The sequence below is a fragment of the Nostoc sp. genome (assembly GCF_036917575.1).
GTDB lineage: Bacteria > Cyanobacteriota > Cyanobacteriia > Cyanobacteriales > Nostocaceae > Nostoc.
In genome coordinates this window covers 85,608-98,027 of sequence record NZ_JBALDC010000079.1, presented here as the reverse complement: position 1 = coordinate 98,027, position 12,420 = coordinate 85,608, and the positions used below count along the sequence as shown (strand labels likewise).

The window sequence follows — 12,420 nt, the reverse complement described above, 5'->3', positions numbered from 1 at the left end:
CAAGCTAAGAACATCGGGAGCCGTGTACACGGAAACGGGTACGCACGGATCTAACGGAGAGGTGCGAGGAATAATATCCCCCATCGACTCAACCAGACGCTCCACTTTTATTTTTTTCCTAAAAACAAATAAATATGTAGAAAAGTTGAGGGCGTACAGCTAGCTGCACGCCCCTACTACGTTTATCTATAAAATCACAGGTTTGTTGTGGAGGGGTCAAGTTTTAGCCGAGCCGTTTTGGGACGACAAGGACTTCCCCAACAAACCTGCCCAGAGGGCATATTAGTAAAAACACTACTCCGAGCGCCAATTACGGTATTAGCCCCAATTTGTACTCCTGGCCCAACAAAACAATCTGCCGCTACCCATGCACCATTGTCGATGGTGATACTCGCTGTTTTTAACCCAAAGGCAGGATCTTGGAGATCGTGACTACCAGTACACAAGTAACTTTTTTGGGAAACTACGCAATGTTCGCCGATGTAAATCTGATCGAGGCTGTATAAAACTACGTTGTCTCCAATCCAACTGTAGTTGCCAATAGTGACTTTCCAAGGGTAAGTAAAGCGGGCTGTGGGTCGAATTAATACACCTTTGCCGATATGAGCGCCAAATAATCGTAGCAAAGCACAACGCAGAATGTTTAACGGTTGAGGAGTCAGAGGAAAGGCGATCGCTTGTACAAACCACCATAACAAAACATACCAACTTGGACGCCCACGATCAAACCAAGATTGGTCATATTTGCGTAAATCTACGAAAGGTTGGTCATTAGTCATTGTCAGGAATCAATGGTCAATAGCTTTGCTTCTGCTTCTCTGCTTCCCTGCTCCTTTGCTCCCTCCTTCGGCGTAGTTGCAGTATTTAAGTGACCGCCACAGTTGCGTAATTCGTAAAGTTTAACGCCAATTTGATATTCATATTGACTCAGCAAACGTGCATAGATATATCCTGCTTTGCCATCTAAAAAACCGCGTTGAATTATATAAAACAAAACAAATCGCAGAATGGGTTTAAATGGTAGGTGTACCCAGACTTTTTTCAAAAATCGTTTGCGTTGTACGGCATCACCAAATAGATTAGCGCCGATAGTACCGCTATCATCTTTACCTGTAAGAATGTTAAAATAAACCCTAGCTTCCCAGTTAGAATAGCGGTTGTGCCGTTCTAACCAGTGGTAAAGGTCGCGGAAGTCTTCGTGGAGCATATCATTTTTGAGATACCCAACTTTCCCTTGCAAAATTACGTGTTCGTGAACTTCGTTATCACCAGTATTCGGAATATCTTCTGTATTTAAATTTTCGTAGCGACCTTTTTTATGTTGAAATAAACGTAGATTCCAATCAGGATATTTCCCACCATAACGAATCCATTTTCCTAAGAAAAATACGCGGCGGTTGAGATAATAACCTGTATATTCATCATTTTGAATTACTTGGTCAATTTCTGACCAAAGTTCGGGGGTGATGCGCTCATCACAATCTACAATTAGCACCCATTCATTACGAAAAGGTAAATTATCTAAAGACCAATTTTTCTTTTTAGGCCAGCGTCCATTAAAGTTGAATTGTACAACATTTGCACCGTAACTTTTAGCAATTTCAATGCTGTTGTCGGTACTTTGAGAATCTACTACAAATATTTCATCTGCTCTGCTGAGGCTAGTAAGGCAAGCAGGCAAATTGGCTTGTTCGTTTTTTGCCGGAATTAATACTGAAACTGGTATTTTAGATGACATATTGAGTAGAAATTATGTTACTGATTATTTCTTATTTGATGTAGATAAAAGACCCTGAATAGCAGCATTTAAGTAACCAATCTGACCGTAAGCATACACCAGTTTGTCAAACCGTTCTGCTGGATCGGAGAAATATTGTAATGCCTTATATAAGCCTCGTACAAACCGTTCGCTACCTCGCTGCAATTGAGCGATTCCAGCTTTACCAGCAAGTTGTTCTCGATAGCATTCACTGATACCCTGCCACCAGCCCCGGTTTAAAAACCAAGAGCGATGGAGGCGTTCTGGGGCTACATTGTGAGCGACGAGTGCTTCAGGAAGATAAGCGACTTGCCAACCACGCTGTAGTGCAAATTCGGTCATTTGCAGTTCTTCGTTAGATAATAAATTTTTCCCGACTCGACCAAGATGAGGATCGAAACCGCCAATTTCTTCAAGGAAACTGCGGCGGATGGAGTAATTTAAGCCTCTGGGTGTTAAGCCAGGTTGCTCAATGTAAATGTTACTGTCACCTAAGTCGTATGCACCCAGATTTGCAGCTAGCCCTGGAGATAACCACCGTGGTTGTTGAATTCCTGGAGGCCACAAAAGAGTGACTTTGCCACCTGCGATCGCTAGCTTAGAATTATTGTAATAGGCAGAATATAAAACTTGCAGCCAGCTTTTACTGGCAACTGCATCGTCATCTAAATAAGCAAGAATATCACCACTGGCTACCTTTGCACCCGTGTTACGGGCGACAGATAAACCAATGGTGGGTTCAAAAACATACTTCAGGCGCGGATTGTGAGTTCTTTGTTCTACAACCTCACGAGTGCGATCGCTAGATCCATTATCAACTATCACAATTTCAAAGTCAGCAGCAAAATCCTGTGCTAAAAGACTATCAATTGCAGCCCCTAAATAGGTATCTCGATTGTAAGTACAGATAATGGCAGAGATTTGGATGTCTGGCATAGATTGAATTTTGGATTTGAGATTTGGGACTTTCCTTCTCTTCTCTTTCAAAGACGAAGACAGCGAACGAGAGGTTGCGCCAACGGAACGTTAGATAACGGCTACGCTCAGTCGAACGATTTTAGATTAAAATCTTAAATCCAAGGCATAACTGCTGAGAGTTAATCTAAACCAAAATTTACCGACCTACCAACCGAGTTTCTTCGGAAATAATCTTTAAAACTTTACGTTTGTTGAATGTGACTATGTAAAACTACAAGAGTTTGGGCCAACTGACTAAGGCGGGTTTCCAAAGATTGCTTGCGCCCTAACAATTGACGTAACTTTTGGTAACGAGCGATCGCCATACTAACATTGGCAACCTGATCTGGTGGACATGGGCGCGACCAAACTTTACCAGTATCGTCTACACCACACAGGCGATAGCCAGTAATAGATGATTGATAAGATACTTTTCCACCAGTGGCGCAAATTTCTTCTACATAATTCATCAAACGGTCAACTTCTGCATGGCGCAGTGTCGCCGTTCCTCCCGATTCTGGTTCGGTGGGATTAGATTCTAACCAGCCATTGACAATTGGGCCTTCTAAGTAAATATCCTGAATTTGCTTCAAAATATTTTGCAATTCTGTTTGCCAATTGGCGACAGTTTCCTGAATTTCTTGCAATAGATTCATCGCCAATGCTGGATTCGCTCCGTGGCGATGGCTACTAAAGCTTGGAGTTTTCAACTTGGGTAGGCTGGGTGTTTTGCTACCATTCTCTTCTGCTTGAAAGGTCTGCACAGAGTCATGATGAGGAAAGAAATTTTGTTCAGAAGAATAATCACTCTCAGTTTCTTTGCCCAATTCAACGAGTTTCTCATCCTCAGAGGATGGAATTTGTGTACTTTCTGTGGGTTCGTTGGCTCCGACGCTGATTCTAAATGAGAAAGGTCGTTTTCTCGTCGAATCACCTGTTTCGGCAGTAGAGGCAGTGCCGCGATTTCCTAAATCGTGTAGAGTTGCTTCAATGCGTTTTAAGCCTATATTCATAAAGATATCCTAAAGTTTGCTTTCCCCAGTAGTGTTAAATAATTGAGAATGGGGTTGTTGAGATTTTTGGCTTTTGCCAGTTATAGCATCAATGATGCTGGTGCTAATTTTATCCCTTAAAAGTTATTTGAAACCAAAAATCTCACTGATGAACTAAAAAATCTGGTGATAAATTGCAACCGTAAGCATATTGTTAAAATACTCAGTAAAAAACTTTGGGTAAAATCATCTTAATAACAGGGCCAGCACGATCTGGTAAAAGTGAATGGGCGGAAACTTTAGCTATGCAGTCAGGAAAAGCAGTTGTTTATGTAGCAACAGCCACCGATAACCTAGATGATCAAGAGTGGCATCAACGCATTTTAGAACACCAAAAACGTCGTCCCCAAGACTGGGTAACTCTATCTGTACCAGTGGAACTATCTGCTACTCTCGCCGATGCTAAACCTTATACTTGCCTCTTAGTTGATTCTTTAGGGACTTGGGTTGCTAATTTCCTAGAACAAGATGAATCTAGCTGGGAAAATACCCTTGCAGAGTTATTAGAGACTGTGGAACTGGTTGCTGCTGATATGCTCTTTGTAGCAGAAGAGGTGGGTTGGGGTGTGATCCCAGCTTATCCTCTGGGAAGGATGTTCCGCGATCGCCTCGGTTCTTTAGTACGCCAACTAGCTTTACTCAGCGAAACTGTTTATTTAGTGACTGGCGGTCATGTTCTCAATCTCAGTATACTTGGTTCACCATTGCCAAATAGAGGTGATGCTGGAACATTCAGAAGTCAAGATTCTTAACTATTGATTCAAATTAATTTCAAATCTAAAATCTAAAATTGTAATATGGCAACCAAACAAGAAGTTAAACGATACCTTGCCTACTGGTTTCAGTTAGGTAAGAAAGTGATTACGGGCAACGGTGAAGCAAGCTTTTTGCCTCAAACGGTGCTAAATGGCGATCGCTATAGTGAAGAATTTGAAGAGTGCTGGCAAAAAATTATTTCGCCAGAATCGAGTGATTGTTACCTTGAGGGTACATACGAAACCATTGCTGAATTGTTGACACCAGCATGGAATATGCTCCCTTGCAGCCGATGCAGTATGCCAATAGCCGTGCGAAACGTCGGGATGCCGGCGTTGTTATGTCCCTGCAATGATTTACCTAACTGGCCGAATACCGAATTACCAGCACCACGAGAGCCAATTAAAACTCATGACCAACTCCAAACAATTCGCGATCGGCTTGTAAAGAATATTACATAAACAACCAATTTGAAAATAATTTTAATTTCTCCTGTAGTACTCTTGAGTCTCACTACAGAATTTTTATATATCTGTACTAGCCAGGGGAAAAATAATTATTGGTTATATAACTTCATTGCAAAGCAGCGATGTTTACAACGGTCTACGCCAACGCACCAACAAAAGTTACGAAAATCTCAAATTTTAATTAGCAGCACAAGATGTAGCGACAAGCGAGGAGTTATGGGGGGATGCAGTGGGTACTTGAGCAACCAAAACCACATTTCCATTGGCATCTAGAATCCACCCTTGGGCTTCTACAATTTGAGTCGGTTCATTGACAGAATTAACTTTCTGTGATTTCTCTTCTGTGTATCCCTGCGCCTGAATAACTACTCTTTTCTTAATACCCTCAACTTGATTGTGACTTTCTGGAGGGAGGGTAATCCAATCTGCTAGCACTGCATCATCGGCTATCAATGCCTCTGTGGGATCGGCTTGTATTCCTCCACGCCCAGTAGCAACAAACGAACTTCTTCCTATTTTTCCACTAGAACTACAACCAGCAACAATTTGCTGCGAAGCATCAACCAGATTTATGGGTAGTTGTACTAATCCTTTACTAGGGTCAGCATCTGGTGAGTTGATTTGTACTGTGCCACTTAATGAAGGGTTTTGCTGAGAAAATGCAGTGATGTCACTTGTTGGCAGGTTATTCGGGTTTATTTGTTTTGGATTGAGCTTCTCCACCTCTACACGAGTACGTGACACAAACCCAAAGGTATTCTTAGCGGTGATTGCGATTTTACCACCAGAACCAAGGTTGGCGTTGGCGGTAATATCGCTATTTCCAAAAGGAGCGGCGACAAGAAAGCCATTAGGTGCATTAATGGTGATATTACCGCCAGTTTTATCACCTCCGGCATTAGTAGAGATTTGACTGTTGCGACGCATCAGTAATAAATCCTGCACCTGTACCGCAATGTCACCACCCTTACCTGACTCACTATTAGATGTGAGTTTTCCTTTATCTAGCAGGATGGAACTAGCGCTGACATTGAGTTCACCTGCTAGACCTAAATTGGGTACACCCCCTTGATAATTAACATTTTTTCGAGCTTCACTGCTAACAGTTATTGCCGCCCCATCTTTGATAACCAATCGCCCTGTAGTTAAGGTCAAGTTGCCACCATTTCCAAGTCCTTGAGTGCCAGCAAACAAGCTACTGAGCCTAGAACCATTTGCTGAGGTTCCGATTAATTCTACGGACTCGGAGGCGTTCACTGTCAAATCTCCTCCATTTCCTGTGGCTGGTATAAATTGGTTAGAAAAACGCCCAAGTATACCCTCAGAACTTGTTGATATTGCTGCCCCTCCTTCGATACGTAACTTACCAGTATTAATTATTATGCTGCCAGCATTTTGAGCGCCATAAGTTGCACTAAATAATCCACTGGATATTAAATCACTACCATCTGGCAAAGGAGAAATGGGGCTACCTGCGATTATTTCTACGGAATCTGAGGCGTTGATGGTCAATTGCCCCGCCAATCCCGAACCAACATTAAATATTAAGACTTGCGCTCCATCTTTGACAATCAACTTTCTGGTAGTAATATTTATATTTCCAGAGTTTCCAGTGTCGAAAGTTCCAGTAGACAAGAACGCATTTAGTCCAAGTTCTACAGACTCAGAAGCGTTCACTGTTAAATTTCCTCCTGGTTGCGCTCTCAGAGTAAGAGCCGAAATTTGCGAACCGTCAGTTACCAGTACACGCTGTCCTTGCAGGTGGATATTACCACCACCTTTGCCACTGGTATCTACAGTAGATGGAATCTCACTTCGCTGAGTGAGTTCGATGTTCTGAAAATTTTGAACACCTTCATATCCGAATGCCCAACCTTGATTCGTCGAACTTAAACTAACCAAACTATTGCCAGCAACACTTCCTAACTCAATTCTTCCCCTACTTGCGGTTAAATTTCCGCCTTCTAGCGTTATATCACCGCCTATCAGTGCTAAGGTTTTCCCTTGATGCACTTTTAGACCAACACTTTGTCCGAAAGTATTAATTGCATTATTTGGACTTGCTTGGGATTGGTTGCGGATAGGTCGAGCAGTTGTTCCGAATTGTAAGCCAATAGGAACGCTTTCTTTGAGTAGAGGTTCAGTTTGACCAGATGTAGCACTAAACTTTGTACCATCAGCAAAGTTCAAACTACTCGCCGTACTCGCCACAAATGAACCGCCGATATTTAAAGAAGCATTGGGCCCAAAAACAATGCCGTTAGGATTAATCAAAAATACATTGGCTGTGGGGTTAGCTTTGAGAATGCCATCTATATTAGAAACAGAATTACCTGTCACTCGACTAATTATGTTCTGAATATTGATTGCATTGTTAAAATAGGCTATCCTTCCCGCAGAGACAGAAAACTGTTCAAAGCTGTGGAACAAGTTTAAACCACGAACTGCTCCACCATCAATCTGGTCTGTAGGCTGACCATTGATTAGCTTTGGTGTAATTATTGAGCTTTCAGATCCGAGCGTGGTATCTGTTTTAATTTGAGCTAAGGCAAAACTCTCAGCAAAAGTGAGCACTTCAGCAATTACTAAAGTACTCACTATTGCTAACTTCCACTCGCAACTGCTTCGATTTTGAGACATGAAAAACTAGCGCTCAAAAAGTCAGAGTTTATTAGAATACTACTTTCTGCTAATTAGTGACATTAATAAATGTATTTTTTATTACGTAGTCACTACGTATAAGCCAAGTATAGTATTTTTACATTCACTAGAATAAACTCTTTGCAGTCCGAAGATAAAAATATTTAGCAGTTACAGCCCCTTGGGTTGCCAGTTGATGGGCAAGGAATACATAATGCTTTTTTGACTAATACAATTTCTGGTATTGAAGCTGTTGAAGTTTTTGCCAATAATGCATTGGGTTGCTGTTCATCAACTGCATCAACAGATTTGAGTTGATTGGGATCGAGATTACACTGCCAATGAACTCTCAAGACTCTATATTCTAATAAGCCGTACTTTTCAAGCACTGAATGTAAGTCAGCGTTGTCTAGGCTTTCATTCATTTTCTGCTGAATTTCTTCTTGTAACTGCTGTAATATTTCAGGGTCTATAACTTGTTGAGAACTCATAAGTATTTTCGTTCCTGACGAAATATGTATAATTATTGCTTCAGTTTAGTTAGCAATGATTACGCTCAGTGTCATAAAAGTTCATATTTCCCTGTGGGATTTCCTTTGCAGCTTATTTTGAGATCATACCAATTCAAATTATTTATTCTAGAGTAGGCATCTCGTCTAGTAACTAAAATCAGGCTTCCATTTACCGCCTGTTTCCCTATTAATTCTTAATCCCCGTTGCAGCAATACCCTGAAGAAATTGACGCTGACCGATGAGAAATAATACCAGCACTGGCACTGTCGCTATTGTGACTGCTGCCATCATCAAAGGCCAATTATTCGTAAATTGCTCCTGAAACTCAGCCAATGCTAGTTGTACTGTCCTTAATTCTGGTCTTGTCGTAAATACTAGAGGCTTAAACAAATCATTCCACTCACCAATGAAGGTGAATAAAAACAGTGTTAACAAGGCCGGACGAGCTAAAGGTAACATTACCCGCCACAAAATTTGCAGTCGGTTCGCCCCATCTATAGCTGCGGCTTCCTCTAACTCTACGGGAATTGTCTGGAAATACTGACGTAATAAGAAAATCCCATATCCGCTAACCGCAGTGGGTAAAATGAGCGCCCAGTATGTGTTTATCAGGTGTCCCCACTTCAACACCAAAAAAATGGGAATTACCAATAACTGAAAGGGAATCACTAAAGTTGCTAAAACGACTAATAGCAGTGCTTGGCGTCCCCGAAACTTCAACCGTGCTAGGGCGTAACCAGCTAAAGCAGAAGTGACAATCTGAAACGCCGTCACAGCGATCGCTACCAAGGTAGAATTAGCAAACGCCAGCAAAAATTTTCCTTGTTGCCACGCAACGCGGTAATTTGCTAAAGACCAGTTATTTTTGGACGAATTTTCCAGACTGGCGGTCGTCGGTGCAAAGGAGGTGAGAAAGACCACAAACAGAGGTAGTAAAACAATAAATGCCCCTAGCAGTAAGATTACTAGGCTCAAAAAATCGCCAGATTTCAGATTCGGGTTTGATTTGAACATAAACTTAAACTGCAAAGCATTTATTTCGCTGTACTAGAGCATTGCCCTCAGCAACAATTAATCTATAAACATAGTCTACTTGTTAAGTTAAATTAAACCACATTAATTGTTACCCTCAGTTCATAGGGTAAATTCAATCGTGGTGTCAAATAATTCAGGTTTACAGGAGAAAAGATAACTATGCAGCAGCTTGCAGACCAATTTAAAGAATTAGATTTCAAGAGCGAAACATACAAAGATGCTTATAGCCGGATTAATGCGATCGTAATTGAAGGGGAACAAGAAGCCCATGAAAATTACATCACATTAGCCGAATTGCTGCCGGAATCTCATGATGAATTAATTCGCCTCTCGAAGATGGAAAGCCGCCACAAGAAAGGATTTGAAGCTTGTGGACGAAATTTAAATGTTACCCCAGATTTGCAATTTGCCAAGGAATTTTTCTCTGGACTACACCAGAATTTCCAAACAGCAGCAGCGGAAGGGAAGGTCGTCACTTGTCTGTTGATTCAGTCTTTGATTATCGAATGTTTTGCGATCGCAGCATATAACATTTACATCCCCGTCGCCGATGCTTTTGCACGCAAAATCACTGAGGGAGTAGTAAAAGATGAATATAGCCACCTCAACTTTGGAGAAGTTTGGTTGAAAGAACACTTCACAGAATCCAAAGCTGAACTAGAACAAGCAAATCGCCATAACCTACCCATTGTCTGGAAAATGCTTAACCAAGTAGAGGGTGATGCCCACACAATGGCAATGGAAAAAGATGCTTTGGTAGAAGATTTTATGATTCAATACGGTGAAGCATTAAGTAACATAGGTTTCACGACTCGCGATATTATGCGCTTGTCAGCCTACGGACTGATAGCCGCTTAAAAGAGTACTGAGTAACGAGTGCTGAGTGCTGAGTAGTTGAAATTCAGAACTCAGAACTCCCAACTCAGAACTCCCAACTTTACTAAATTACACGCCTCAAGACAGCATAAGCCTAATATCACTACATGTTTGGTCTAATTGGACATCTGACTAGTTTAGAACACGCTCAAGCGGTGGCTCAAGAATTGGGATACCCAGAATATGCCGATCAAGGGCTAGACTTTTGGTGCAGCGCCCCACCGCAAATTGTCGATACGATTGTTGTTACCAGTGTAACTGGCCAACAAATTGAAGGACGGTATGTAGAATCTTGCTTTTTACCGGAGATGCTAGCTAGCCGTCGGATAAAAGCCGCAACCCGCAAAATCCTCAACGCCATGGCCCACGCACAGAAGCATGGCATTAATATCACAGCTTTAGGCGGATTTTCCTCAATTATTTTTGAAAACTTTAAGTTAGACCAGTTTAGCCAAGTCCGCAATATTAAACTAGAGTTTGAACGGTTCACTACAGGAAACACGCACACTGCTTACATTATTTGTAAGCAGGTGGAAGAAGCCTCAAAAAAATTGGGAATCGATCTATCAAAAGCGACTATTGCTATATGTGGGGCAACTGGAGATATTGGTAGTGCAGTTACCCGTTGGCTAGATGCGAAAACAGATGTCAAAGAACTTCTGTTGATCGCTCGCGATCGAGAACGCCTCAAAGAGCTGCAAGGCGAACTAGGGCGAGGAAAAATCATGGGTTTAACAGAAGCATTGCCCGAAGCTGACATTGTAGTTTGGGTTGCTAGTATGCCCAAAGGCGTGGAAATTGACCCGACCACTTTGAAACAACCCTGTTTGTTGATTGATGGTGGCTATCCTAAAAACTTAGCAACAAAACTTCAGCATCCTGGTGTATATGTGTTAAATGGTGGGATTGTAGAGCATTCCCTGGATATTGACTGGAAAATCATGAAAATCGTCAATATGGACGTGCCAGCCCGCCAGTTGTTTGCTTGTTTTGCCGAATCAATGCTGCTGGAATTTGAGAAGTTATATACGAACTTTTCGTGGGGACGGAATCAGATTACCGTAGACAAAATGGAGCAGATTGGTAAAGTATCAGTGAAACATGGATTTAGACCGCTGCTGGTTTAGTCATTTGTCATTTGTTATTTGCAAAAGACAAAGGACAAAGGATAGATAACTTATAACTCGTAATTCATAACCCCTACGATGGCAACTACCGAGCGTAAACCGCTACTGTTAGATTTTGAAAAGCCCCTAGCAGAACTTGCAACCCGAATCGATCAAATTCGGCAACTTGCAGAAGAAAATGGCGTCGATGTTTCTGGTCAAATTCGTCAACTAGAAGCACGCGCCATGCAACTACGTGAGGAAATTTTCACTAGTCTATCCCCGTCCCAGCGATTGCAAGTCGCTCGTCATCCGCGTCGCCCCAGTACTCTCGATTACATTCAGGCAATTAGTGATGAATGGATGGAATTGCATGGCGATCGCTGTGGTGGTGACGATCCAGCTTTAGTTGGTGGTGTTGGTCGTCTGAGTGGTCAGCCTGTGGTGATGTTGGGTCATCAAAAAGGACGCGATACTAAAGACAATATTGCCCGTAATTTTGGAATGCCTTATCCTGGCGGCTATCGCAAAGCCATGCGGTTAATGGAACACGCCAATAAGTTTAGTATGCCAGTACTAACCTTTATCGACACGCCAGGAGCTTGGTCTGGGGTAGAAGCAGAACACCAAGGTCAAGGAGAAGCGATCGCTTACAACTTGCGGGAAATGTTTTGCTTAGATGTGCCAATTATCTGCACAGTCATTGGTGAAGGTGGTTCTGGTGGTGCACTTGGTATTGGTGTAGGCGATCGCCTACTCATGTTTGAACACTCCGTTTATACAGTCGCCACTCCCGAAGCCTGCGCTGCAATTTTGTGGAAAGATGCCGGTAAGGCTCCCCAAGCTGCTGTAGCGCTAAAAATTATTTCCCATGACCTGAAAAAGTTGGGAATTATCGACCAAATACTACCTGAACCCACTGGTGGCGCTCATTCCGACCCTTTAAAAGCTGCTACTACTCTCAAGCAAGTGCTGATGGAAAACTTAGACCAACTCAATCGTTTAACTGCTCCAGAACGCCGCCAAATGCGCTATGAAAAATTCCGCAAAATTGGTGTTTTTACAGAAGTTGCCCACTAACTACACTGCATAATGATTGATTAGTAAAATAGCAATGCTATAATTGCCTATGTGCTTAAAGATTTTTAACAATCTAGCCATAGGCATTTGTATGTCTGGCAAATCTACTCAATTTGATTGGGTGGATTTTGTATTATGTAAATAATCTAATTTAAATGTACGATGTACCGCGTGGTTTT

12 protein-coding genes are annotated in these 12,420 nt (G+C 42.0%); 5 read left to right on the top strand and 7 right to left on the bottom strand.

The features are described from left to right. Positions 1-194: 194 nt before the first annotated feature. The 4 genes from hpsU to V7K79_RS23995 all read right to left on the bottom strand — a co-directional run bounded on the left by hpsU (position 195) and on the right by V7K79_RS23995 (position 3,729). Positions 195-779: a hormogonium polysaccharide biosynthesis acetyltransferase HpsU gene (hpsU, locus tag V7K79_RS24010; RefSeq protein ID WP_335051106.1), complete on the bottom strand. Its 585-nt coding sequence runs from the start codon at positions 777-779 to the stop codon at positions 195-197. A 2-nt stretch (positions 780-781) separates the two neighbouring features. Next, entirely contained in the window at positions 782-1,738 is a 957-nt protein-coding gene (locus V7K79_RS24005) for a glycosyltransferase family 2 protein (protein ID WP_335051104.1), read from the bottom strand. A gap of 24 nt (positions 1,739-1,762) precedes the next feature. Beyond that, positions 1,763-2,695, bottom strand: coding sequence for a glycosyltransferase (locus V7K79_RS24000; RefSeq protein WP_335051102.1), 933 nt, complete (start codon positions 2,693-2,695; stop codon positions 1,763-1,765). Positions 2,696-2,919: 224 nt separating this feature from the next. After that, positions 2,920-3,729, bottom strand: a complete 810-nt coding sequence (locus V7K79_RS23995) for a hypothetical protein (RefSeq protein ID WP_335051100.1) — start codon at positions 3,727-3,729, stop codon at positions 2,920-2,922. A gap of 215 nt (positions 3,730-3,944) precedes the next feature. Between V7K79_RS23995 and cobU the strand changes: the two genes are divergently transcribed. Continuing rightward, complete coding sequence (gene cobU, locus V7K79_RS23990; protein WP_335051098.1) at positions 3,945-4,520, top strand: bifunctional adenosylcobinamide kinase/adenosylcobinamide-phosphate guanylyltransferase; 576 nt, start codon at positions 3,945-3,947, stop codon at positions 4,518-4,520. A 45-nt stretch (positions 4,521-4,565) separates the two neighbouring features. Further along, positions 4,566-4,985, top strand: coding sequence for a hypothetical protein (locus V7K79_RS23985; protein WP_335051096.1), 420 nt, complete (start codon positions 4,566-4,568; stop codon positions 4,983-4,985). 183 nt (positions 4,986-5,168) lie between these two features. On the opposite strand, the gene V7K79_RS23980 is transcribed toward V7K79_RS23985, so the two are convergent. The 3 genes from V7K79_RS23980 to V7K79_RS23970 form a co-directional block, all read right to left on the bottom strand. After that, the gene (locus V7K79_RS23980; protein ID WP_335051094.1) at positions 5,169-7,631 is read right to left on the bottom strand and encodes a two-partner secretion domain-containing protein; all 2,463 of its coding nucleotides are present in this window, start codon (positions 7,629-7,631) and stop codon (positions 5,169-5,171) included. Between the two features lie 164 nt (positions 7,632-7,795). Continuing rightward, positions 7,796-8,122, bottom strand: coding sequence for a hypothetical protein (locus V7K79_RS23975; protein ID WP_335051092.1), 327 nt, complete (start codon positions 8,120-8,122; stop codon positions 7,796-7,798). Positions 8,123-8,330: 208 nt separating this feature from the next. Beyond that, the gene (locus tag V7K79_RS23970) at positions 8,331-9,158 is read right to left on the bottom strand and encodes a carbohydrate ABC transporter permease (protein ID WP_335051090.1); all 828 of its coding nucleotides are present in this window, start codon (positions 9,156-9,158) and stop codon (positions 8,331-8,333) included. 180 nt (positions 9,159-9,338) lie between these two features. Between V7K79_RS23970 and V7K79_RS23965 the strand changes: the two genes are divergently transcribed. From V7K79_RS23965 to V7K79_RS23955, 3 genes are all read left to right on the top strand, one after another. Continuing rightward, positions 9,339-10,037, top strand: coding sequence for an aldehyde oxygenase (deformylating) (locus tag V7K79_RS23965; protein ID WP_335051089.1), 699 nt, complete (start codon positions 9,339-9,341; stop codon positions 10,035-10,037). A gap of 125 nt (positions 10,038-10,162) precedes the next feature. Further along, entirely contained in the window at positions 10,163-11,182 is a 1,020-nt protein-coding gene (locus V7K79_RS23960; RefSeq protein ID WP_335051087.1) for a long-chain acyl-[acyl-carrier-protein] reductase, read from the top strand. A 78-nt stretch (positions 11,183-11,260) separates the two neighbouring features. Next, on the top strand, positions 11,261-12,241 hold the full coding sequence (locus tag V7K79_RS23955) for an acetyl-CoA carboxylase carboxyltransferase subunit alpha (protein WP_335051085.1): 981 nt from the start codon (positions 11,261-11,263) through the stop codon (positions 12,239-12,241). Positions 12,242-12,420 lie beyond the last annotated feature (179 nt).

Excerpts from the sequence above, each read along its gene's own strand:
- V7K79_RS23975 (WP_335051092.1), bottom strand. The coding sequence starts at position 8,122 with ATGAGTTCTCAACAAGTTATAGACCCTGAAATATTACAGCAGTTACAA.
- V7K79_RS23960 (WP_335051087.1), top strand. The coding sequence starts at position 10,163 with ATGTTTGGTCTAATTGGACATCTGACTAGTTTAGAACACGCTCAAGCG.
- hpsU (WP_335051106.1), bottom strand. The coding sequence starts at position 779 with ATGACTAATGACCAACCTTTCGTAGATTTACGCAAATATGACCAATCT.
- V7K79_RS23955 (WP_335051085.1), top strand. The coding sequence starts at position 11,261 with ATGGCAACTACCGAGCGTAAACCGCTACTGTTAGATTTTGAAAAGCCC.
- V7K79_RS23970 (WP_335051090.1), bottom strand. The coding sequence starts at position 9,158 with ATGTTCAAATCAAACCCGAATCTGAAATCTGGCGATTTTTTGAGCCTA.
- V7K79_RS23985 (WP_335051096.1), top strand. The coding sequence starts at position 4,566 with ATGGCAACCAAACAAGAAGTTAAACGATACCTTGCCTACTGGTTTCAG.
- V7K79_RS23980 (WP_335051094.1), bottom strand. The coding sequence starts at position 7,631 with ATGTCTCAAAATCGAAGCAGTTGCGAGTGGAAGTTAGCAATAGTGAGT.
- V7K79_RS24005 (WP_335051104.1), bottom strand. The coding sequence starts at position 1,738 with ATGTCATCTAAAATACCAGTTTCAGTATTAATTCCGGCAAAAAACGAA.
- V7K79_RS23965 (WP_335051089.1), top strand. The coding sequence starts at position 9,339 with ATGCAGCAGCTTGCAGACCAATTTAAAGAATTAGATTTCAAGAGCGAA.
- V7K79_RS24000 (WP_335051102.1), bottom strand. The coding sequence starts at position 2,695 with ATGCCAGACATCCAAATCTCTGCCATTATCTGTACTTACAATCGAGAT.
- V7K79_RS23995 (WP_335051100.1), bottom strand. The coding sequence starts at position 3,729 with ATGAATATAGGCTTAAAACGCATTGAAGCAACTCTACACGATTTAGGA.